Source organism: Marinobacter arenosus, from assembly GCF_019264345.1.
GTDB classification, from domain to species: Bacteria; Pseudomonadota; Gammaproteobacteria; order Pseudomonadales; family Oleiphilaceae; genus Marinobacter; species Marinobacter arenosus.
In genome coordinates, this window is the sequence record NZ_JAHVAO010000001.1 from 2,474,593 (window position 1) to 2,497,308 (window position 22,716).

Consider the following 22,716-nt stretch of genomic DNA (forward strand, 5'->3'; position numbering starts at 1 on the left):
CCCTGCCGTTGCTTTGCCCTGTCCGACAAGGAAATTTCTGTGCGCGCCTACGCCGACAACGATTATCCCGCCCATCACAAACCCGACTGGAAAGTCATCGCCGGTCTCTGGCCCTACCTGGCGGAGTTCCGCGGGCGGGTAATTCTGGCCCTGGGGCTGCTGGTCCTTGCCAAGGTCGCGACGGTGGCAACACCGGTGGCGCTCAAGTACATCGTCGATTACCTGGACCAGAACCGAACCGGAGACCTGGTGCTGTGGATACCGGTATTGCTGGTGGTCGCCTATGGTTTGCTGCGGTTTGGTGCCACGCTGTTCAGTGAGTTGCGGGACGCCGTGTTCGCCCGGGTCGCCGAGCGGGCCATGCGCCGGGTGTCGCTGAGGGTGTTCCGGCACTTACACAACCGGGAACTGGCGTTCCACCTGGACCGCAAGACCGGTGGCCTCGCCCGAGACATTGAACGCGGCACCAATGGCATCAGTTTCCTGTTGCGTTTCACCCTGTTCAACATCGTCCCCACCCTGCTGGAAATCCTGATGGTTGCCGGCATCCTCCTGGTGGTGTTCAACGTCGGCTACGTGGTTGCCATCCTGGTATCGGTCGTGGTGTACGTGCTCTTTTCCATCCGGGTGACCGAGTGGCGAACCCACTTTGTGCGTGAAGCCAACGCCCGGGACAACCAGTCCAATTCCCGGGCGGTGGACAGCCTGCTCAACTACGAGACGGTAAAGTACTTCAACAATGAGGCCTTCGAAGCCGAGTTGTACGACCAGGATCTGCAGGAGTGGGAGCAGGCGCGCCTGAAAAACCGCCTGTCACTGGCGGTGCTGAATGCCGGTCAGGCCCTGATCATCGGGGTGGCGCTGATTGTGATCATGGCCATGGCGGTACGTGAGGTGGCCAGCGGAACCATTACCCTGGGCGATTTCACCATGATCAACGCCTACCTGCTCCAGTTGTTTATTCCCCTCAATGCCCTGGGATTTGTCTATCGCGAGATCCGACAGGCCCTGGTCAATGTGGAGCGCCTGTTTGGCCTGCTTGGGGACAAGCCCGGCATCGAGGATGCCCCGGACGCCAAGCCCCTGGCGGTGACCGACGGGGAGGTGGTGTTCGATCACGTCCATTTTGCCTACCGGCCGGACCGGCCCATCCTGAACGACGTGCATTTCCGCATTCCCGCTGGCCACACCGTGGCGGTTGTCGGCGCCAGTGGCGCGGGCAAGTCCACCCTGGCGCGCCTGTTTTTCCGGTTCTTCGATGTGGATGACGGCGCCATCGGTATCGACGGCCAGGACATCCGGAACGTTACCCAGGACAGCCTGCGCGCCGTCATTGGCGTGGTGCCCCAGGATACCGTGCTGTTCAACGACACCCTGTACCGAAACCTGGCCTATGGCCGGCCCGACGCCACCGAGGCTGACGTCCATCGGGCCGCCCGCATGGCCCATCTGGACAGCTTTATCCACAGCCTGCCGGAGGGGTACGAAACGCGGGTTGGTGAACGCGGACTGAAACTGTCCGGGGGCGAGAAACAGCGGGTGGCCATAGCCCGGGTCATCCTGAAAAATCCGCCCCTGTTGATCCTGGATGAGGCGACTTCGTCGCTGGATTCGCTCTCGGAGCAGGCGATCCTGGGCGCGCTCCGGGAAGTCAGCCGACAGCGGACCACCCTGGTGATTGCCCATCGGCTGTCCACCATCCGTGACGCCGACACCATCCTGGTCATGGACGGTGGCCGGATTGTCGAAAGCGGCCACCACACCGATCTGCTGGCGCGGCAGGGCCACTATGCCCGGCTCTGGGAACAGCAGCACCGGGGTGTCACCGAGGCCGGACCGGACGACGCTGAACGTTAGCGCCCGATAAGCCCCTCGGCGAGGCCCGACGCCCGAACGACCCGTTGTTTGACGCTGTCCTGGAAGACCCCGGCGTCGCCGGTGATCAGGCTGAACCAGTTCCGGGCCCGGGTTATACCGGTGTAGATCAGTTCTCGGGTCATCACCGGGCTGAGACGGTCCGGCAGTACCAGGCAGGTGTGGTTGAACTCCGACCCCTGGGATTTGTGCACCGTCATCGCGTACACGGTTTCCAGCTGTTGCAGCCGGCTTGGTGAAATCCAGCGGATCCCGTCGCTGCCATCGGCGGACGGGAAGGCCACTCGCAGGGTTGGCGTGGGCTGGCCGTCATGATCCCGGTCCCAGGGCACCGACAGGGTGATGCCGATGTCACCGTTCATCAGGCCCAGGTTGTAGTCGTTGCCGGTCACCAGCACCGGTCGGCCCGAATACCAGCCTTCGGCCCTCGGAATCAGCCGGTGGGCCAGCAGCTGGCGCGCCACCAGGTCGTTGATGCCGTCCACGCCCCAGGGGCCCTTGCGCAGCGCACAGAGCACCTGAAAGTCCGAGAACGCCCCGAGTACCTGCCGGGCCAGCTCATCCCATTCGTCCCGCCCGCTGTCTGCGGTGAGGCGATGCTGGTTCAGCAGCGACAGGTAATCACCGTAGCCCACTGGCGGTGGCAATGGCCGGGAACTCACCTGACGCCCCCGTCCCTGGTTGCGGAAGGCCTCCGGGCTACCCGTGATGGCATGATCGGCAATCCGCGCCAGGGTCTCGTCCGGGGCCGGCCGTCGGGTCCCGCCGTTGAGCCAGATCACGTCAGCGAACGCCCCGTCACGACAGGCTGTTAGCATGGCCGAGTCCAGGGCGTTGGCATTGACCGCCTCCGCGAGTTTGCCGATGCCACTGCCCTCACCAAAGCGGTAACTCTTGCGCAACATGGCCACCGCCTGATCCAGCCTTTGCCCCCGGGGATCCATCAGGGTGTCCGGCAGGGTGCAGCCAATCACCGACGACAGCCAGTTGGCGGTATCCGGTGTGTAGTGAGCCGCGGTTGCCCGCTGGCACAGCTCGCCCAGCACCGCGCCGGCGTCCACCGACGCCAGTTGGTCCTTGTCCCCGAGCAGGATCAGCTGCGCGGTTGGCGGCAGGGCCTCGAACACCGACGCCATCAGATCAACGTCCACCATCGACGCCTCATCGATCACCAGAATATCCACCAGCAGCGGGTTGTCCCGGTTGTGGCGGAACCGGCGGGTATCGGGCCGGCTGCCGAGCAGTCGGTGCAAGGTGGTCACCCGGGTCGGAATGTCCTCAAGCGTGACCTGACCGGGCAGCCGGTCCAGTGGCAGTCGGCTGGCGGCGCCGGCAATGGATTCGTTCAGGCGGGCGGCCGCTTTGCCCGTGGGGGCGGCCAACCGGATCCGGTATTTCCGGCCGTCGCGTTGTGGCGACTGGCTGGCGACTGACTGCAGGGCGGCGAGCAGATTGACCACCGTGGTGGTCTTACCGGTGCCCGGTCCCCCGGTAATCACGGCAAACCGGTTGCGGGCAGCCAGCGCGCAGGCGACCTGTTGATAATCGACATCGGGTCCACCGCCAAACAGGATCGTCAGAGCTTCACCCAGGGCGCCCGCCGCGTCGGAGCCGGGATCCGCGAGCGGCGAAGTCAGCGCCAGCCGGGCGTGGATACCTTCGGCAATCCGGCGCTCGTAGCGCCAGAGCCGGCGCAGGTAAAGGCGAGTACCTTGCAGCACCAAAGGTGACGTCAGTGAGCCATCACTTACCGCCGAAACCTTTGCCAGAGCGTCCAGGCAGTCGTTCAGGTTGACCCGGGCCAGGATTTCTCCGGGAGCGGGCGTCGCCGTGGTCCCGGCGTCGTTGGCGGTGGCTGCCGGTTCAGCCTCGTCCGGTGGCAGGGCCAGTGTTCCGTCGGCGTCCTGCAGCAGGTTGGCGAGGTCTACACAGACGTGGCCCCGGCCAACCTGGTGAGAGACCAGCGCAGCCAGCAACACCAACAGAGGCGGGGTCGGCTCGCCCTGTTCCTGGGTCAGCGTGCGGATCAGGCGGGCAAACCCGACGTCCAGTGGCCTCAGCCAGCCCCGTTGCTGCCACTGGTCGAGCAACTGGTCCATGGTCCGGGCGTCGGTAAACGGGTCCCGGGTATCGATTGCAGGCGCGGTGGTCGGCCGGGGATCGGTATCCAGGTCCAGTGCGAACTGCTGGTCGGAGTGACGGGTTTTGCTCATGCGGCCGCCTCCCCGGGTCCGTACTCACCGTCGAACAGTGCGTCCAGTCGTTCGATCAGCAGTCGGGGTGGCTTGTCGGTGAACGCGCCACAACTGGCCGCCCGGTAGCCGCGAAGGAACAGGTAGACGGCGCCACCAACGTGGCGGTCGTAATCGTAGTTCGGCAACCTTGCCTTCAACAGCCGATGCAGTGCCAACAGGTAGAGTACGTACTGGAGGTCGTAGCGCTTGTCGAGGATGGCCTCGCCCATGGCCTGGTCCGTGTACGCGTGGTCGTCCTCGCCGAGGGTATTGGACTTGTAGTCGAGCACGTAATACTGCCCCCCATGTTCGAACACCAGGTCGATAAAGCCCTTGAGCATGCCATTGAACCGGCCAGGTTCGGCCTGGGGGCGGTCGGCCCCGTTCAGGGTGTATTCGCTGACCAGGCTGTCCAGGGTCCGGGTACTGACGTTGCAGCTTTCGAACCAGAATTCCAGCTCCGGTCGCAGTTGGCCCAGGTCGGCCAGACTGACCCGTTCGGAGGCGTCCCGCTGCAGCGGCAGGGGTTGGCGAATAAGGCTCAGCAACCAGCGCTCAAGCGGCACCACCCAGTCACCCCAGCCGCGCGTGGTGCAGCGACGGGTGAGGTAATCCCGGAGCAGTGACGGGTTATCCACAACCGTCCGGAACCCCTGCTGGGTAAACCATTCCAGTACATCATGCAGGAAGGTGCCGGGCCCGGCTCCCCGGGGAAACTGGTGATGATCCCCGTCGGCGACGGCGTCCGGCACGGCTTCGTCCGCCGGCTGGGCGCTTTCCTCCAGCAGGTTCTGGGTCTCGGCGTCTTCAACTTCCCCGGTAAACACGATGCCGGTGCCGGTCATGCCGCTGTATTCGATCGCGGAGTAACTGGCGATCCACCAGTCTTCCCTCGCCTCACGGCTGGACACCAGCGCTGGGCCCAGGGTTTCCGGTTCGGGTTGGTGGTAGCAGACTTCGGTGGTTTCCGGCAGCGGTATCACCGCAATGGCCGCTTCGTCCCGGGCCAGTGGCGCGAGGCAATCGGTCGGGGCCGGCCCGGTATCGGTGTCGCCGGTGGCGCCTGACACAAGGTAGCCCAGCCCGCTTCGGAACCACTGATCGATGGCCGCGACGCCGACCCAGGTGGCAAACCTGGCCCGGGTCAGGGCCACGTAAAGTTTGCGGATGTCCTCACCCAGGCGTTCACGATCGGCCCGGGCGATGTCGGCCGGGGTGGGATCGAACACCGTCGCCAGCCGGCCGTCGTCATCGTGGTAGCGCACCCAGGCCTGGTTGTCGCTCTGGGCCCGGAACGAGGTGCCGAAGGGCAGGAACACCAGGGGGTACTCCAGGCCCTTGGACTTGTGCACGGTAATGACCTGCACCAGGCCGGCGTCGCTTTCCAGGCGCAGGGTGCGATGCTCGTCCTCGTCGTCCGCGGCCCGCAGGATCTGGGTGAAGTGGTGAACCAGGGCGTGTTCGCCGTCCAGTTGCAGGCTGTCCTGCTGCAGCAGCTCGGCAATGTGGAGGATGTCGGTCAGCCGCCGCTCGCCATCCGGCCGCTGCAGCAGACGCCCGGGCACATCGAAATCCATCAGGAAGCTGCGCAGCATGGGCAGCACGCCCTGCGCCTGCCACTGCTGCTGATAGCCCATGAAGCGTTCGATTTCCCGCTCCAGCGCGATTTCGTCGGTCAGTAGCCGGTTCAGGGCGTGCCAGGATTGGGCCAGGGTCGGGGTTGCCAGCGCCGCCCGGGCCAGGCCGAGCTGGCGTGGTTCGGCAAAGGCCCGGAGCCAGCACAGCACTTCGGCCGCCTCGGGCGAGGCCAGCACCGAGTCCCGGTCGGACAGGTAGACACTCTTGATCCGCCGGTCGCCCAGGGCCTGACGCACGGCGCTGGCCTCTGTGCGGTTGTTGACCAGGATGGCGATGTCGCCGGGCGTGACCGGCTGCACATCCACCGGATCGCCGGTCAGGGCAAAGCCGGCCCGGCCCTGTTGGCCCAGGGTCAGCAACTGGGCGATCTCACTGGCGCAGGTCTCGGCCAGATCGGCCGTCGCCGCTCCCTTGGCGAGGCTCCGCCCTTTGCCACCGGCCGTGTCGTCGCTGTCCAGGGTCCAGAACGTCAGGCTCGGTCGGACCTCGCCGTCAACCGCCCAGAGCCGCTTGGTGCCGTTGGCGTCCACGCCCTGGAATGGCAACGGTGAGGTATCACCCTGGCCAAACAGGAAGGCACCGTCACGGCTGGTCTGGTCGGCGTACCCGAAAATCCGGTTTACGGCCCTGACCATCGGCTCGGCCGAGCGGAAATTGCGGCCCAGGGTATAGGTACGCTCACGGGCGCCTTGGCGGGCTTCCAGGTAGGTGTAGATATCGGCCCCCCGGAAGCCATAGATGGCCTGCTTGGGGTCCCCGATCATCAACAGGCAGGTGTGCGGATCGTTCTCCGCGACCCGGTATATGCGATTGAAGATGCGGTACTGGACCGGGTCCGTATCCTGGAATTCGTCGATCAGGGCCACCGGGAACTGGCGGCGAATGGTGGCGGCGAGCTGGTCGCCCCGGGGGCCATGCAGGGCGTCGTCCAGCCGGGTCAGCAGATCGTCGAAGCCCATTTCCGACCGCTGCTGTTTCTCGGCTTCCAGGCGTTGGGCAATCCAGCCGGTGGCGTGCCTGAGAATATCGGCCTCGGCGCTGGGCAGGTTCTGGCTGAAGGCGATCAGCTCGGCGATGGCGTCAAAGGCCGGGTGCTCGGGCGCCGGTTGGTCGCCCTTGAGTTTGGCGGGCAGCACCGCCGGTGTCTGGTTCTGGAAGCCCGCCTTGTCCAGGCCGTCCGGATAGAGGGCATCGGAGGCCTGCCAGGCCAGCAGGGTGTCCCAGGCCGCGACCATGGGTTTCTTGCTGCCGCCGTGCAGGCGTTTGCCCTGGTGCAGGGAATCCAGAAGCGCCAGCACTTCGTCTCTCCAGTGTGCCCAGGGGTAGGCTTTCAATTCCCGGGCGCGGTCAAGGCGCCGGCGCTGGATCGCCTCTATGGCGCCGGTCACGTCGCCGTCCGGTGTCCCCAGGCTGTTGGCGTCGGGGATCAGATTGCGTACGGCCTGGCGCAGGTCCGCCGGCGTACGCCAGTGACCCAGTACTTCCTCCATGAGCTGGCTCGGGAGAGGATAGATAAACGTGCGCCAGTAGTCCCGGACCACGTCGTCGAGCAGATCGCTCTGGTCGGTTTCCAGGGTCAGCTTGAACAGGCTGCCACTGTCGAAGGCGTGCTCGCTGAGCATGCGGTTGCACCAGGCGTGAATGGTGGACACCGCCGCCTCGTCCATCCACTCGGCGGCCAGCAGCAGCTTCTTGCGGCACTCCGGCCAGCTGGCCGGGTCCGGGTAGCCGTGATCCCGCAACTGGTAAATCAGGGCGGTTTCCGGTGAGGCGGCCGCACTGTCGGCCGAGTCCGAAAACACCTCGGCGGCCTGGGTCAGCCGGGTCCGGATACGGTCCCGCAATTCCTTGGTGGCGGCGTCGGTGAAGGTCACCACCAGCAGGTTGGGTGGCAACATACCCTGGGCCAGCGGGCTGCCTTCCGGTTGCTGGTGACCCAGCACCAGGCGCACGTACAGGATGGCGATGGTGAAGGTCTTGCCGGTGCCGGCGCTGGCCTCGATCAGGGTGCTGCCGTTCAGCGGCAGGGTCAGCGGATCCAGGTTCGGATTGCGATGGGTCATCTCGTTATTCATGCCAGGGCCTCGATGGCGGTCGCCGCGGTGGTGTCCTGTTCGGCTTCCCAGAGGGGGACGTACAGCGCGTGCAGCAATGCTTCGAAGTCGTCGCTGGCGAGCAGGTCGGCCGGGGATTCAAAGGCGCCCCGGAGGTAGCCGGTGTCCCGGTCGAGGGCATGGGCGTAGGCCTGCCCCGCATCGGCGATGGCCCGGTCGTGATCACCCCGGTATTTCTTGCTCTGGTAGAAACTGTAGATCCAGGCGAAGCCGGCGTCGCATTGCAGGGGCAGGACCCGGGTGGTGGCCTCCATCCAGCGGGCCAGAACGGCGTCCAGATGCGCCCTGGCCTGCTCCGTTGACAGCGGCCCGAAGCGGAATTTCCTGCCCTCTTCCTTGGCCAGGACCAGGGTATCGAACGGCTGGCCGGTGAGCTGGCCGGCCAGGTGCCGGATCCAGTCCGGCAGCAGGTTGGCGTAGCGTACCCGCCGACTGCTGCCCGAGCCCGACAGCAGACTCGACCGGGCAATGACCAGGCGGCACAGATCACCCTGGTGGTTGGCGCGCAAGCCGTCGATCAGGTCCACCAGCTCAACGGACCCGGTGTCGTTGCTGAACCGGTAGTCCAGGACCCGGGGTTCGGCCAACGCCTCCGGCCAGTCGGCCAGGCTGTCCTGATACCGTTGGAACAGATCCGGCAGCCGCCCCGACAGCTCCGTACGCAACCGGTGTTCGGTGACGCCCATGCCCAGATCGCCGCGCCGGGCCATGCGGTCCAGGGTATGCTCCAATCGCTCGTGCAGTTCCTCTTCGGACCCGGCCTTAAGCAGGCTTTCCTGGATCAGCTCGTTGTCCAGACGCCAGCGATCCAGGCCGCTGAGATCGAAATTCTCGTTGTCCGTGTCATCGTCCTCGATGGCCTCGAAACGTACCTGGAGCCGACGCTGGTAGAAGGTGTCGATGGGCTTTTTCAGGAACTGCGCCAGATCATTGAGGGTGATGGGTTCCTCTGGCGCCTGGTACGGCAGGGGCGTTGGCGCTGCTGACGGCGCCTCTTCAGTGTGGGCGGTGCGCCACTCCCGCTCGTAGGTGAACAGGCTGCGTGCCCGCAGAACCTCCGTCACCGGTTTCGGGCGGGAGTCGGCTCCGTCCGCCTCGCCGTTGGCCAGGGGAAAATAAGACCGGCTGAACGGCTGCAACGGATGTTCGGTGGTCAGTGCCCGCGACACCGGAGTCTGGGGGGCATCCGGTAGCTGCCAGAGACCATCGAGATGATCCCGAAGCTGCCCGACCAGCACCGACGGCGGCCGCTCCGAGTCATCACGGATGCTGCGCCCGACCCAGCTGATGTAGAGCTGCTCCCGCGCCGATAACAGGGCCTCCAGGAACAGGTAGCGGTCGTCCTCCCGGCGGGAACGGTCGCCCGGGCGGTAGTCCTCGGCCATCAGGTCGAAGTCCACCGGCGGCCGGGACCGGGGGTAATCGCCGTCGTTCATGCCTAACAGGCACACCCGGCGGAACGGGATGGCGCGCATCGGCATCAGGGTGGCGAAGTTCACCTTGCCGGCCAGGAAGCGCTGGTTCAGGCCACCCTCGTCCAGCCCCTGCAGCAGGACATCCTTGACGATGTTCAGGGGCAGGCACTGGTCATCCAGGCCAGCGGCCAGGGCGTCGTCAAGCCATTGCTCCAGTTGCCGGCGAAACCGGTTCAACAGCAACAGGTCGGTGCCTTCCAACTGGTGGAAAAACTGCCCCAGCATCTCGGAGAACAGGGTCTCCCACCCGTTGGGTGTGCGCGGCTCCTGCAATTCGGTCCACAGCGTCTCGAGCTGGTGCACGAAGGCATCAAGGCGACCGGCCAGGCTCGCTTGCAGACCGCCGATTTCGCCGTAGGGCTGGACGCCCGCCCAGGGCTCATCGTCACCCATGCCGTAGCCCAGTAACATCGACCGCAGTCCCGCCTGCCAGGTGTTACGCTCCAGATTGCCGGGCAATTCCAGGCTTTCCCGGTGCCGACCGTGCAGGCCCCAGCGGATATTGGCCCCCTCCACCCAGCGCCGGGCCAGGGGAATCTCCTCTTCGGTGATGCCGAAGCGGTCACGGATGCCGGGCACTTCCAGCAGGCTGATGATCTCACTCACGGCGAACCGGCTGCGCGGCAACGACATCAGCGTTTCCAGCGCGATCAGCACCGGCTCGTGATGGCGTTGGCCCTGGTCGGAGATGGTGTAGGGAATGTGGCGTTTGCGACCGGCCTGGTAGCGCCCGAACACGGCCTGGATATGGGGCGCGTAGACGTTGATGTCCGGCACCATCACGATGATGTCCCGGGGACGCAGGCCCGGATCGGCATTGAACGCGGCCAGCAGCTGGTCGTGCAGGATTTCCACTTCCCGTTGGGGGCTGTGGGCGTCGTGGAAGGCCAGGCTGTGGTCCTGTGCCAGGCTCACCTCGCGCTGTTCGTTGCGGATGTCCTGCAGCGGGGTCAGGTTGTAGATGTCGTTCTGGAGCTGGTGCAGCAGGCGGGGACTGGCCGCCTCGCCATGTTCGGAAAAGATGTCGATCTTCTGGTCCGGGGTCCGGAACCGGTCACGGTATTCGTCCGGATTGTCGAATTCGTCCAGCAGCCGGATGTAGTCTCGGCCCTGCTTGCCCCAGGCGGCCAGCAATGGGTTCGCGTGCTGGTGCAAATGGTCCGGATCGCCGATCTGTGACAGCGCGGGATGGGCAATACCGCGCTTGCGTTCGGCCTTGAGCAGTTCCCGGTCACTGATGATGTCGGCCCAGTAGAACTGACAGGGGTTATGCACACACAACACCACCTGGCTGAAGCGACTGAGCACGGACAGGGCTTCCAGCGCCTGGCGCGGCAGCGAGGAGACCCCGAACACCACGATGCGCCGGGGCAGCCGGCCCGGATTGGCTGGAGCCTCCGCCGATTGGCCGAGCGCCATGAACCGGGTGTGGATCTGCGAGCGGCTGGTGTGGGCATCGGCACCGATGTCGTCGACCAGGCGCCGCCACAGCACGGGTTGCCAGCGCCGTTCCTCGTCCAGTGGCTTTTCCTCGTTGCGGGCCGTGATCACCACATCCCGCCCCTGCTCCCAGGCCGTCAGCCAGTCCGCCCGGAAAACCTGGTACTGGTCGAACAGGTCGGCGACTTTCTCGGCCAGCTGGAAACTCCGCAACGCCGGGTCGGAGCCGTCCAGAAACCGGGCCAGTGGCGTGAACACGGCGTCGTCCGTAACCAGTTCCGGCAACAACCGGTACAGGCGCCAGACCAGCCGGCCCTTGTCGAACGGCGACTGCTCTGGCACCTCCCCCGCCGGCAGTACCGCCCGGTACGCCTGCCAGATAAAGCGCGCGGGAAACAGGAAATCCATGCCGGCGGCGATCCCCAGTCCGCCGCCACCATCCTCAGACCGCTTTTCGGCCAGCGCCAGCTTCAGCCACTGGGCAATACCGTTGCTCTGGACCAGGAAGGTCTCGCCCTCCAACGGTGGCAGGGGCGTCTGCTGGCAGATGAACACCACGGCCCGTCGCAGGTCTTCCAGGTGATTGGCGTGGATGGCGTGAAAGCCGGGTTCGATGGCGGCGTGCTCGGCCATGGGGATCCTTGTCGGGTAATACGGTTCAATCCTGATGTCACAGGTTACCGCAAGTGGCGCGAGATTCAGACCGGGATTTTCAGAGGTTAAATTTTGATCAAAAAGCATCCGTCCCCTTGCAAAAGGCGTAAGCTGTAACAGGGTTCATTGAGGAGGGTTCCTCTCATGAAAGCCAGAACGGGTTCCACCTACGCCGCCGGGCCCATCGCGGTCCTGCTCGCGTTACTCGCGGCCGCCACGTCGGTGTCGCTGCAGGCTGAGGACAAGGACGCCGCCATTCGCAATACCATCCTCCTGCAGATTGAAGCGTTTGCAAACGACGACGACGAGGCCGCCTGGACCATTGCCTCCGACGGCATCAAACGTCGTTTCGGCTCGTCCGATGTGTTTCTCAGCATGGTCCGCGAAGCCTACCCCGCCGTGCACCGGGCCAGCGCCATCGAGTTCGCGGAACGGGTTCCCCATGGCCCCTTCGAGATCCAGGTTGTCCGCCTGGAAGGGCCTGAGGGCAAGCGCTGGGATGCCTACTATCGGATGGTGTTGATCGACGGCGAATGGAAAGTGGCGGGCGTGCGCGTCAAGCCTGCCGAACTGGGGATTTGAGCGATCAGGCTGGTCGTCGTAGAGTTGGGGGGCGAATAACCCTCAACCTGAAGGTCGTCCAGATCCCCAATGAGCACACAGCCCCAGGATTCACGGCCCCAGACCGCGGATCTTGAGAATCCCCTGTACTACCTGGAAAACATGGAAACGGTGCTGCGCTGGGTCGCGAGTCACCACCATGACCTGTTGCAGGCCAGCGAATACGATCGTCTGACCGGATTCTTCGAGCTGTCCCGGTCTGCACGGGCGCTGTTGACCCGGATGGTCATGCGCAGCGGGGAGTTGTTCCGGACCGACAAACTGAACTACCCGGAACTGACCGTACCCGAAACCCAAGCACTGGCGGAACTGGTTGATCGGGGCTGGCTTGACGACCAGCCACAGCTCGGGCTCGATGATCTTTTCCGGCTCTACACGCTGGCCGAACTGAGGCCGGTCTTCGCGGAGGCGTTGGCACGCCAGGGACTGCCGAAAACCCTGTCCAAGGCCCGGATGCGTGAGGTCCTGCTGGACCGGTTTGCTGACGCCATGCCGGCCGCGGAGTGGCTGGGCCATGATCGGGCAACGGTGGTCCGGGTGCGGCACATGGCGCTGTTCGACCGGACGCGATTGATGTTCTTCGGCAACCTGCGCCAGAGCTGGTCCGATTTCGTGCTTGTCGAGCTGGGCCACCAACGCTATGAACAGGTTGCCCTGTCGCCGGACTCCCGGGCGTTCCATCAGCGAGAGGACGTGGACTGCTACCTGGCCATGCACGACTGCCGCGAACGGCTGGATGCCGGCGTTCCCGCCGTCGACGTGTGGGTGGATGTGCCTGCTGCCTCGGACAACCCCTGGTTGACCAGTCGCCGGGACCGGTTGTTGCTGGAACTGGGCCGGCAGGCCGAGCGCCAGGGCGACCGACCCCTGGCGCTCGAGGCGCTCGCCGCCAGTGGCCATAGGGAAGCCCGGTTAAAGCGGTTGCGCCTGCTGGAGCGAATGAAGCGCTTCGAGGAGGCCTGGGACCTGGCCCGGGACTGGCACAGCAAGGACCTGAGCGACGCCGAGGCCCAGGGCCTGGATCGAATCCTCAAACGCCTTGCGTCCCGGATGGGCGCGCCGACGCCCCGGCTGACCCCGGCCCCCCCGATTCACGAGTTCACCCTGACCCTGGGGCCGCCATTGGCCGGGTCGGTGGAACTGGCGGCGCGGGATGACCTGACCCGGGAGGACGCGCCGGTGTATTACGTGGAGAACACCCTGATCAACGGGCTGTTCGGCCTGTTGTGCTGGCAGACGGTGTTCCAGGCCATTCCCGGCGCGTTTTTCCATCCCTTCCATGTCGGCCCCGCTGACCTCACCCGCGAGGATTTTGTCGCCCGCCGCGAGGAAGCTTTCGAGCAGTGCTTTGCGCTGCTGGACAACGGTGGCTATCGCCGGGTGATTCTGGATAACTTCGCGGACAAGCAGGGCATCGCCAATCCGTTCGTGATCTGGCCGGTACTCACCGAAGAGCTGCTGACCCTGGCCCTCGACTGCATCCCCGCCGGGGATCTCCGGGTGCTGTTCGAGCGCCTGCTGCTGAACATCCGGGAGCACCGCAGCGGATTCCCGGACCTGATCCAGTTCTACCCGGCCCGGCCGGCCCGCGACGGTCGCTATCGGATGATCGAGGTGAAAGGCCCGGGAGACCGGCTGCAGGACCATCAGCGTCGGTGGCTGGCGTTCTTCGGGCACCACGGTATTGCCGCCAGCGTCTGTTACGTACGTTGGCGCCCGGACGGAGAGTCCGAGTGAAAGTGGCCGTCCGCACCTTGTGTGAGTTTGCCGCTCGCCATGGCGACCTGGATTTTCGCTACACCCCGGCGCCCAGTTCCGAGGAAGGCATCGCCGGCCACCGGGCGATTCAGGCCCGGCGGGGGTATGGCTATAAAAGTGAGTACTTGCTTACCGGAGAGTGCCTGGGATTGGAGCTGTCCGGGCGGGCGGACGGCTATAAACCTCATCGCGGCCGACTGGAGGAGATCAAGACCCATCGGGGCGATCTGTCCCGTATCCGGGACCATCAGCGGGCCCTGCATCGGGCCCAGTTGCGGGCCTATGGCGCGTTGCTCTGTCGCCAGGAGAATCTGGCGACACTGGAGCTGGCCCTGGTGTATTACGACACCGGCAGGGACAAGGAGACGCCGGTGACGGAAACCGCCACGGCGGTGGAGCTCTGGCAGGAACTGGAGGGCCTGTGTGACCAGTTCCGGGCATGGGCGGAGCAGGAGGACCATCACCGGGAGCAGCGGGATGCCCGACTGACGGACCTGCGCTTTCCGTTTCCGGAATTCCGGCCCCGACAGCGGCAACTGGCGGAAACCGTCTACAAGAATTCGAGGCAGGGTGGCACGCTGCTGCTGGAAGCGCCCACCGGTCTGGGCAAAACCCTGGGCACCCTGTTTCCGTCATTGATGGCGCTGCCGGCCGCCGGCCAGGATCGCCTGTATTACCTCACCTGCCGCAACACCGCCCGGCAGCTGGCGGTCGATGCCATCGAGCGGCTGCGCACGGCCCAGGACAACCCCGGTCACTGGCCCTTGCGGACGCTGGAACTGGTGTCCAAGGATGACGCCTGTGAGCATCCGGACAAGGCTTGCCACGGGGAATCCTGCCCGCTTGCAAAAGGGTTTTTTGACCGGCTCCCGGACGCCCGGGCGGAAGCGGCCCAAACGGGGGCCACCCTGACCCGGGACGTCCTGGCCCGCATTGCCGCCGGCCACGGTATCTGTCCCTACTTCCTGGCCCAGGAGATGGCGCGCTGGAGCGATGTGGTGATCGGCGACGTCAACCGGATGTTCGATCAGTCGGCCCTGCTCCACGGTCTGGTGCGTCAAAACCAGTGGCGCGCCGCCGTTCTGGTGGACGAGGCCCACAACCTGGTGGACCGGGGCCGGGGGATGTACTCGGTGCGGCTGGACCAGCAGCGATTGCTGCGGATCCGGAAAACCGCGCCCCGGGTTCTGAAGGCGCACCTGGACCGTACGGCCCGGGCCTGGCAGGGGGTTGTTCGGGATCATGGCGACGCCGGCGACACCCCGGTGTTTTTGGACGGCCTTCCGTCCGCCCTGGTCGGCAGTCTGCTCGGCCTGGCCTCCGGGCTGACCGACTTCCTTGCCGACAATCCGCCGGACCTGGTCCTGCAGGAACTGCTGTTCGAGTCGGTGGCGTTCATGAAACTGGCGGACACCTTCGGTGATCATTCCCTGTGCGAATTCCGGCGCACCGGCAGGGGCCGGGCCAGCCTGACCATCCAGAACCTGGTACCGGCGGATTTCCTGCGAGAGCGTTTTGCCGCGGCCGCGTCGGTGCTGCTGTTTTCCGCGACCCTCAGCCCGGGGGGCTATTACCGGGATCTATTGGGGTTGCCGGATGACAGCCGCTTCACCTCCCTGCCCAGCCCGTTTACCGCGGCCCAACTCCAGGTGCGCTTCACACCCCGGATCAGCACCCGCCGGGCTCACCGTGAGGCGTCGGCGCAACCCATTGCGCACCTGATCGCCGGCCAGTTCCGGGAACGCCCCGGGCACTACCTCGCGTTCTTCAGCAGCTTCAGTTACCTCAAAACCGTCAGTGATGCCCTGGCCCGGGAAGCCCCGGAAATCCCGCAACGGGCCCAGCAGCCGGGCATGAGCCCACAGCAACGTGCGGCCTTCCTGGACGGCTTCCGTGGGCCGGATGCCAGCGTTGCGTTTGCGGTCCTGGGGGGCGTTTTCAGTGAGGGCATTGATCTGCCGGGTGACCAGCTGATCGGCGCGTTTGTGGCGACCCTGGGGTTGCCGCCCTTCGACGCCTGGCACGAGATCCTCAAGGCCCGACTGCAACAGCGCTTCGGCGCCGGCTATGACTACACCTACCTGATTCCCGGCCTGCAGAAAGTGGCGCAGGCTGCGGGCCGGGTGATCCGGACGCCCGAGGATGAGGGCGTGATCTGGCTGATTGATGACCGGTTCCTCAGGCCAGAGGTGCGGAACCGGCTACCGGGCTGGTGGTTCGAGGCACCGGCGTTGGACGTTCCTTCAACGACCGATTGATGGTCACCGGCTGCACGGGGTCGTCCGGGGCCTCAATGGCGGACAGGGCCTGGTCCAGCGCGGCGGCGGCAATGGCCTCGTGGTTTTGCGGCAGGGAGTTGACCGGCACCGGCAGAAAATCCAGCAGGCGATCGTCACCGAAGGTGGCCAGCTTCAGATCCCGGGGCAGGCCCCCGGGCTGCTCCAGTAGCACGTCGAGCACGCCTTGCAGCAGTGTGTAGGAGGCGGTCACCAGCGCGTCCGGCAGGCCCGAGTCGGTCAGCACTGTCCGCATCAGGGCGGCGCCGGTCTGGCGGTCGTACCGGGTACCACTGTGTACCCGGATGTCGCAGCCAGCTCGGCGCGCAGCGGCCTCGAATCCGGCGCGTCGCTGTCGGGTCATGGCGATCTCCGGGACCGCATCCAGCCAGGCTACCGTGCCGGTGTGGTGGTCCAGGACCGACCGGGTCAGGGTGTCGGCCGCCCCCCGGTTGTCACTGACCACGCACCGGATCACGTCCGGCGACTGGGCCCGGTCTACGGCCACCACCGGCAGGCCATTCGCCTGCAGGTCCGGGTAGAAGGGATCCGTCTCGCCCAGCGCACTCGCCACGATGAGGGCATCGCAGCGTCTTGCTTTCAGGGCCCGGGCCAGGGATTTTTCAGTGTCCGGGTCGTCATCGGAGCCGGCAATCAACAGCTGGTAGCCGCGAGTCCGGGCCCCCTGTTCCAGCAGTTTGGCCAGTCGGGCATAACTGGTGTTTTCCAGGTCCGGCAGGATAAAACCCAGGGTCTTGCTGGCGCCACCGCGCAGGGCGGCCGCCTGGGCGTCCACCTGGAAATGGTGTTCGCGGGCAATGGCCAGGACCCTCTCGATGGTGTCCGGTTTGATGCGCCGGGCCACCCCCTGACCATTCATGACATAGCTGGCGGTGGTTCTCGATACCCCGGCAAGCCGGGCAAGTTCGGCGAGTGTCATGGTCTGCTTCCCTGTTCATCGATTGCTTGATTTCTGAACACATCTGATCCATCATCGATTCTAAGCATGCTGACACGATTCAGCAAGACTAAAACCACGAACGACCACAACAACAAAGCGAGGCACATCACATGCTGACGCTGACCGCCAATGACGTTCGCCTCGGGGCCACCGCCGGTGACTGGCAGGACGCCCTGACCCAGGCTGGCAAGGATCTGGAAACCGCCGGCCGCACGTCCCCCGAGTACCTGGCCGGCATGAAGGCCCGTGAACAGCAATCGTCCACCGTGCTGGGCAACGGCATTGCCATTCCCCACGGCACACCCGAAAGCCGCGATGCGGTGCTGGAAACCGGCATCCGCATCCTCCAGTTTCCCGATGGCATCACCTGGCACGACGGTGCCCGGGTGCATGTCCTGGTGGCCATTGCGGCCCAGTCCGACGAGCACCTGGACATCCTGCGCCACCTGACCCGGGTGCTGGACAAGCCGGGGCTGGCGGAGCAACTGGCGAAGGTCGGCGACGCCGGCGAACTCGTTGCCCTGCTGTCCAAACCGCCGGTGGTGGCCAAATGCGACGGCGACACCCTGTGTCTGGGCATCGAGGCGACAACCGCCAAGGAGCTGGCGCTGACCGCGGCGGCCCGGCTCCAGCGCCTGCAGTGCATCGATACCGACTTCCTCGCCGAGATCGTCCACCAGCCGCCGGTGGCCCTGGGGCAGGGCTTCTGGTTAGTGCATCACACCCGCGGCGCCCGACGTCCGGCGCTGTCGCTGGCGACGCCGAAACGGTCGGCACCGGAGCTGCGGGGTGTCTTCTGCCTGGCCGGGCCCGGGGACGAGTGCCACGACCTGCTGGAACGGATGGATAACTTTCTGGCCGGGGACGCCGGCATCGACGGCCTGGGCGCGGATGCCCTGCTGGCCCGACTCTCCGGTGAGGCGGCGGATGCGGTCACGGCCACTGTCACCGTGCTGAACACCCACGGCTTGCACGCGCGACCGGCAAAACAGCTGATCCAGGAGGCCCGCCGCCATAACGCCAGTATCCGGGTACGCCTGCTGGAGGGCGATGGCAGTGCCGTTTCGGCCACCAGCCTGACCCGGGTGATTGGCCTGGGTGCCCGCCGGGGCCAGACCCTGGTGCTCTCCGCCACCGGTGATGAGGCGCAACAGGCGGTGACGGCGCTGACCCGGGCGATCACCGAGGGGCTGGGCGAGCAGGTCTCGCCCCTGCGCGACGGTGGCAAGAAGCTCGCCGATGATGCCGCAACCGACCCCGAGCCGCTGACGGACGACCAGCCGCTCAAGGCCGTTGCGGCCTCGCCGGGACTCGCCCTGGCTCCGGCCTTCGTGATGCGCCAGCCCCAACTGACGTACGCCGATACCGCCGCGGACGGGGAAGCGCAGATACAGCGCCTGAACCGTGCCCTCGACGAATCCGATGGCCAGCTCCGGACGTTGATCCGTCAGGCCGAGGGGGGCGAAGCGGCGCCCATCCTGTCGGTGCATGTGGAAATGCTGCAGGACGAAGACCTGTACCAGGCCACGCTGGAAGCCATCAATGAGGGCGCCTCCGCCGAAGCCGGCTGGTGGCGGGCCATCGATACCGCGGCCCGGGGACAGGAGGCACTGGCCGACCGCCTTCTGGCCGAGCGTGCCGCCGATCTGCGGGACGTCGGTCGCCGGGTCCTGGCCAACCTCTGCGGGGTGTCGATGCCAACGCCGCCCGATTCGCCCTATGTATTGGTGGCGGACGACCTCGGACCGTCCGACGTCGCCCGCCTGGATACTTCCCGGGTCCGGGGGCTGGTGACTGCCCGGGGTGGTGCCACCTCCCACAGCGCCATTCTGGCCCGGGCACTGGGCCTGCCCGCTGTGGTGGGGGCCGGCGAGGCGATATTGACCATCACTGACGGCGCCGAACTGGTGGTGGACGGTGAGCGTGGTTGCCTGGTGCCGAACCCCGGCAATGAACGCCGGGATCGGATTCGCCGTCGCATCGACCAGCTGGACGCCCTGCAGGCGGAGGCGTACGACCATCGCCAGCGGCCGGCCACCACCCGGGACGGGCACACCATCGAGGTGTGCGCCAACCTGGGTAATACCGCCCACACTCCCGACGCCGTCGAACGCGGCGCCGACGGCATCGGCCTGCTTCGGACCGAGTTCATCTTCATGGCCCACCCCGAGGCGCCGGATCTCGACACCCAGGTCCGGGAGTACCGGCACGCTTTCGATGCCTTGAACGGACTGCCCCTGGTGGCCCGGACCCTGGACGTGGGGGGCGACAAGCCCCTGGATTACTGGCCCCTGCCCCAGGAAGACAACCCGTTCCTGGGTCTGCGCGGTATCCGGCTGTCACTGACCCGCCCGGACATTCTCGAAACCCAGGTCCGGGCGCTGCTGACCGCGGCCGGTGACCGGCCGTTGCGGATCATGTTCCCTATGGTGAAAGATCTCGAGGAGTTCCGGGCCGCCCAGGCGATTGTGAAACGGGTGCAGTCGGAGGTGGCCGCCTCGGATGTCCAGGTGGGGGTGATGATCGAAGTGCCGTCGTGTGCCCTGCTGGCGCGAACCCTCGCACCGGAAGTGGATTTCTTCTCCATCGGCACCAACGACCTGACCCAGTATACCCTGGCCATTGATCGTGGCCATGGCCAGCTTTCCGCGCAATCCGATGCCCTGCACCCGGCGGTGCTGCGCCTGATCCAGATGACCGTCGAGGCGGCCCATGCTCACGACCGCTGGGTGGGGGTCTGTGGGGAACTGGCCTCGGATCCCCAGGCGATCCCGGTTCTGGTGGGTCTGGAGGTGGATGAACTGTCGGTGACCAGTCGCCGGGTGCCCCTGGTCAAGGCCTGCATTCGTGAACTGACCCTCGATGACGCCCGGGCCCGGGCGGAACTGGCATTGACCAAGGCCGCCGCCGCCGAGGTCCGCGATGCCCTGGAGTCGTTCTGATGGCCCGGATACTCACGCTGACACTCAACCCCGCGCTCGACCTGAACGCCGACCTTCCGGCCCTGGCCCCCGGCCAGGTGAATCGGACCACCGCCACCAGCCTTGACGCCGCCGGAAAGGGCCTGAACGTGGCCCGGGTGCTGGCGCGTCTGGGGCACCGGGTCACGGTGTCCGGGTTGCTGGGCGAAGACAACGCCGCCCCGTTCGAGCGCCTGTTTGCCGACGAGGGGCTCGAGGACCGGTTTGTCCGGATTCCGGGCCAGAACCGCATCAACATCAAGATCGCCGAACAGGGGGGCCGGGTCACCGACATCAACGGGTCCGGCTTCGAGATACCCGCCGACGCCCTCAAGCGCCTGGAGTTCCGGCTGGGGCCCCTGATGCCGGAGCAGGATGTCATCGTCATCGGCGGGAGCCTGCCGGCCAACATGCCACCGTCCTCGGTCGCCGATCTGGTCACCATGGCCCGGCAGGCGGGTAAGCCGGTCTGGCTGGACACCAGCGGCGATGCCCTGGTGCATGGGCTGAAGGCGACGCCCGATGCCATCAAACCCAACCTTGAGGAATTGTCAGCCTGGGCCGGTTGCCCCCTCGTCGATGCCCGCGAGGTCGCGGACGTGGCCGCCGGGCTCCGGGGTCAGGGCATCGGCCAGGTGATTGTCTCACTGGGGCCCGACGGTGTGCTCTGGTTTGGTCCCGAGGGCAATTTCCGCGCGGTGCCGCCTCCGGTGACCGTGCGCAGCACCGTCTGTGCCGGTGACACGTTGCTGGCCGGCATGCTGCACGGTCAGTTGACGGCCGTGGGCGGGATGACTGCGTCCCGGCGCCTCCAGTTTGCCACCGCCCTGTCGGCGGAGTGCGTGCAGCATGCCGGTGTGGGAAACCCGGCGGCGCCTGATTTCACCACCTTGCTCGACAACACCCGGGTGACCCCCTGGCCCGGGGAAAACAACAATGGGGAGATGCCGTTATGAACCTGATTATTGTCACTTCCTGCCCCCAGGGGTTCGCCACCTGTTTCCTGGCGGCCCGGGCCCTGGAGCGCGCTGCCAATCAGCGCGGCTGGCAGGTCACCACGGACGTCCGTGGTCCCGATGGCCAGTCGGCGAAGGCCCCCGGGGACGCGGCGATTGCCGCGGCCGACCTCGTGATTGCCGCGTTGGGCGCGCCGGTCAGGCTGGAAGCCTACGCCGGGAAACCCCTGTACCGGATTCCGGTGACCGAGGCGTTGCCGGACCCGGCCGCCGTGCTTGAGGCCGCCGAACAGCAGGCCCGCCCCTGGTCGCCGGAGGAGGCGCCCGTGGCATCCGGAACGGTTGGCGGCGAACGCCCCGGCTCCGGAGTCGCCAACATTGTCGCGGTGACCGCCTGCCCGACCGGTGTGGCGCATACCTTCATGGCGGCAGAGGCGCTGACCGCCGCCGCCGAAGCGGCCGGTCATCACATCCGGGTGGAAACCCAGGGGTCGGTGGGCGCCCAGGACCCGCTGACCGAGCAGGAGATTGCCACCGCCGACGTGGTCATCCTGGCCTGTGACATTGAGGTGGACCCCGGCCGCTTTGCGGGCAAGCGGGTCTGGCGCACCTCGACCGGCGCTGCCCTGAAAAAGCCGGCGGACACGGTGCGCGACGCCCTCGCCGAGGCGACGGTCCAGGATCCCGGTCAGCAAAAGGCCGCCAGCACCGGGGGCGAAAAACGTGGCCCCTACAAGCACCTGCTGACCGGGGTATCGTTCATGTTGCCCATGGTGGTGGCCGGTGGCCTGCTCATTGCCCTGTCCTTTGTCTTCGGCATTGAGGCGTTCCAGGAAGAGGGCACGCTTGCAGCGGCCCTGATGCAGATCGGTGGCGGTACCGCGTTCAAATTGATGATTCCGCTGCTGGCCGGTTACATAGCCTGGTCCATCGCCGACCGCCCGGGCCTGGCGCCCGGAATGATCGGGGGCTTCCTGGCCGGTGAACTGGGCGCGGGTTTCCTGGGCGGGATTGTGGCCGGCTTCCTGGCCGGTTACGTGGCCCGCTTCATCAGCCAGAAACTGCCCTTGCCGGAAAGCATCGAGTCGCTCAAACCGATCCTGATCATTCCCCTGATCGCCAGCCTGGTGACCGGCCTGGGCATGATCTATGTGATCGGTGAGCCGATGGCGGCCATCATGGACGGGCTGACCGGGTTCCTGGAGAGCATGGGCACCACCAACGCCATTCTCCTGGGTGGAATCCTCGGCGCCATGATGTGCTTCGACCTGGGCGGGCCAGTGAACAAGGCCGCCTACACCTTTGGCGTTGGCCTGTTGTCCGAGGGCAGTGGCGGCTCCGCACCCATGGCGGCGATCATGGCGGCGGGCATGGTCCCGGCCATCGGCATGGGGGTGGCGTCGTTCATTGCCCGGCGGAAGTTTGCCGAGGCCGAGCGCCAGGCCGGACGCGCCTCGTTCGTGCTGGGCCTGTGTTTCATCTCGGAGGGGGCCATTCCGTTCATGGCCAAGGATCCATTGCGGGTGATTCCGGTGTGCATGGTCGGCGGCGCAATCACCGGTGCGTTGTCCATGCTGTTCTCGGTCAAGCTGATGGCGCCCCATGGCGGCCTGTTTGTCCTGGCGATTCCCAACGCGGTGAGCACGGTGCTGCCCTACCTGATCGCCATTGCGGTCGGCTCGCTGGTGATTGGTTTTGGCTACGCGCTGGTCAAGGCTGGAAAGGCCGACGTGGTGCCCGCGGCGACCTGAGGC

At 66.2% G+C, this 22,716-nt stretch carries 11 protein-coding genes; 7 read left to right on the plus strand and 4 right to left on the minus strand.

Annotation, left to right across the window (positions count from 1 at the left end; genetic code table 11):
• The first annotated feature begins 39 nt into the window (after positions 1-39).
• Positions 40-1,857 (plus strand): ABCB family ABC transporter ATP-binding protein/permease, encoded by a 1,818-nt coding sequence (locus KXD86_RS11365; protein ID WP_218636131.1) that lies wholly within the window; start codon positions 40-42, stop codon positions 1,855-1,857.
• Here KXD86_RS11365 and recD read toward each other — a convergent pair.
• From recD to recC, 3 genes are read right to left on the minus strand one after another with little or no spacing between them, the layout of a single operon-like run.
• On the minus strand, positions 1,854-4,088 hold the full coding sequence (gene recD, locus KXD86_RS11370) for an exodeoxyribonuclease V subunit alpha (protein WP_218636132.1): 2,235 nt from the start codon (positions 4,086-4,088) through the stop codon (positions 1,854-1,856). The genes KXD86_RS11365 and recD overlap by 4 nt on opposite strands.
• Positions 4,085-7,822 carry an exodeoxyribonuclease V subunit beta gene (gene recB / locus KXD86_RS11375; protein ID WP_218636133.1) on the minus strand — a complete coding sequence of 1,246 codons (3,738 nt, stop codon included), beginning with the start codon at positions 7,820-7,822 and terminating at the stop codon, positions 4,085-4,087. The genes recD and recB overlap by 4 nt, the downstream gene beginning before the upstream one ends.
• Positions 7,819-11,409: an exodeoxyribonuclease V subunit gamma gene (gene recC, locus KXD86_RS11380; RefSeq protein WP_218636134.1), complete on the minus strand. Its 3,591-nt coding sequence runs from the start codon at positions 11,407-11,409 to the stop codon at positions 7,819-7,821. Before recC ends, recB begins: the two co-directional genes overlap by 4 nt.
• A gap of 165 nt (positions 11,410-11,574) precedes the next feature.
• On the opposite strand from recC, the gene KXD86_RS11385 reads away from it, so the two are divergent.
• From KXD86_RS11385 to KXD86_RS11395, 3 genes are all read left to right on the plus strand, one after another.
• Positions 11,575-12,012: a DUF4864 domain-containing protein gene (locus tag KXD86_RS11385; RefSeq protein ID WP_218636135.1), complete on the plus strand. Its 438-nt coding sequence runs from the start codon at positions 11,575-11,577 to the stop codon at positions 12,010-12,012.
• Positions 12,013-12,081: 69 nt separating this feature from the next.
• Positions 12,082-13,788 carry a VRR-NUC domain-containing protein gene (locus KXD86_RS11390; RefSeq protein ID WP_218636136.1) on the plus strand — a complete coding sequence of 569 codons (1,707 nt, stop codon included), beginning with the start codon at positions 12,082-12,084 and terminating at the stop codon, positions 13,786-13,788.
• Positions 13,785-16,067 carry an ATP-dependent DNA helicase gene (locus tag KXD86_RS11395; protein WP_218636137.1) on the plus strand — a complete coding sequence of 761 codons (2,283 nt, stop codon included), beginning with the start codon at positions 13,785-13,787 and terminating at the stop codon, positions 16,065-16,067. The genes KXD86_RS11390 and KXD86_RS11395 overlap by 4 nt, the downstream gene beginning before the upstream one ends.
• On the opposite strand, the gene cra is transcribed toward KXD86_RS11395, so the two are convergent.
• On the minus strand, positions 15,988-17,025 hold the full coding sequence (gene cra / locus KXD86_RS11400; protein WP_218636138.1) for a catabolite repressor/activator: 1,038 nt from the start codon (positions 17,023-17,025) through the stop codon (positions 15,988-15,990). The genes KXD86_RS11395 and cra overlap by 80 nt on opposite strands.
• A gap of 131 nt (positions 17,026-17,156) precedes the next feature.
• On the opposite strand from cra, the gene ptsP reads away from it, so the two are divergent.
• From ptsP to KXD86_RS11415, 3 genes are read left to right on the plus strand one after another with little or no spacing between them, the layout of a single operon-like run.
• Entirely contained in the window at positions 17,157-19,988 is a 2,832-nt protein-coding gene (gene ptsP, locus KXD86_RS11405; protein ID WP_218636139.1) for a phosphoenolpyruvate--protein phosphotransferase, read from the plus strand.
• The gene (pfkB, locus tag KXD86_RS11410) at positions 19,988-20,962 is read left to right on the plus strand and encodes a 1-phosphofructokinase (protein ID WP_218636140.1); all 975 of its coding nucleotides are present in this window, start codon (positions 19,988-19,990) and stop codon (positions 20,960-20,962) included. The genes ptsP and pfkB overlap by 1 nt, the downstream gene beginning before the upstream one ends.
• A complete protein-coding gene (locus KXD86_RS11415; RefSeq protein ID WP_218636141.1) occupies positions 20,959-22,713 on the plus strand; it encodes a PTS fructose-like transporter subunit IIB in 1,755 nt (584 codons plus the stop codon). The genes pfkB and KXD86_RS11415 overlap by 4 nt, the downstream gene beginning before the upstream one ends.
• The last annotated feature ends 3 nt before the right edge of the window (positions 22,714-22,716 follow it).

What these genes read in the sequence shown, in the direction of transcription:
- recD (WP_218636132.1), bottom strand. Translation starts at nt 4,088, where the DNA reads ATGAGCAAAACCCGTCACTCCGACCAGCAGTTCGCACTGGACCTGGAT.
- recB (WP_218636133.1), bottom strand. Translation starts at nt 7,822, where the DNA reads ATGAATAACGAGATGACCCATCGCAATCCGAACCTGGATCCGCTGACC.
- recC (WP_218636134.1), bottom strand. Translation starts at nt 11,409, where the DNA reads ATGGCCGAGCACGCCGCCATCGAACCCGGCTTTCACGCCATCCACGCC.
- KXD86_RS11385 (WP_218636135.1), top strand. Translation starts at nt 11,575, where the DNA reads ATGAAAGCCAGAACGGGTTCCACCTACGCCGCCGGGCCCATCGCGGTC.
- KXD86_RS11390 (WP_218636136.1), top strand. Translation starts at nt 12,082, where the DNA reads ATGAGCACACAGCCCCAGGATTCACGGCCCCAGACCGCGGATCTTGAG.
- cra (WP_218636138.1), bottom strand. Translation starts at nt 17,025, where the DNA reads ATGACACTCGCCGAACTTGCCCGGCTTGCCGGGGTATCGAGAACCACC.
- ptsP (WP_218636139.1), top strand. Translation starts at nt 17,157, where the DNA reads ATGCTGACGCTGACCGCCAATGACGTTCGCCTCGGGGCCACCGCCGGT.
- pfkB (WP_218636140.1), top strand. Translation starts at nt 19,988, where the DNA reads ATGGCCCGGATACTCACGCTGACACTCAACCCCGCGCTCGACCTGAAC.
- KXD86_RS11415 (WP_218636141.1), top strand. Translation starts at nt 20,959, where the DNA reads ATGAACCTGATTATTGTCACTTCCTGCCCCCAGGGGTTCGCCACCTGT.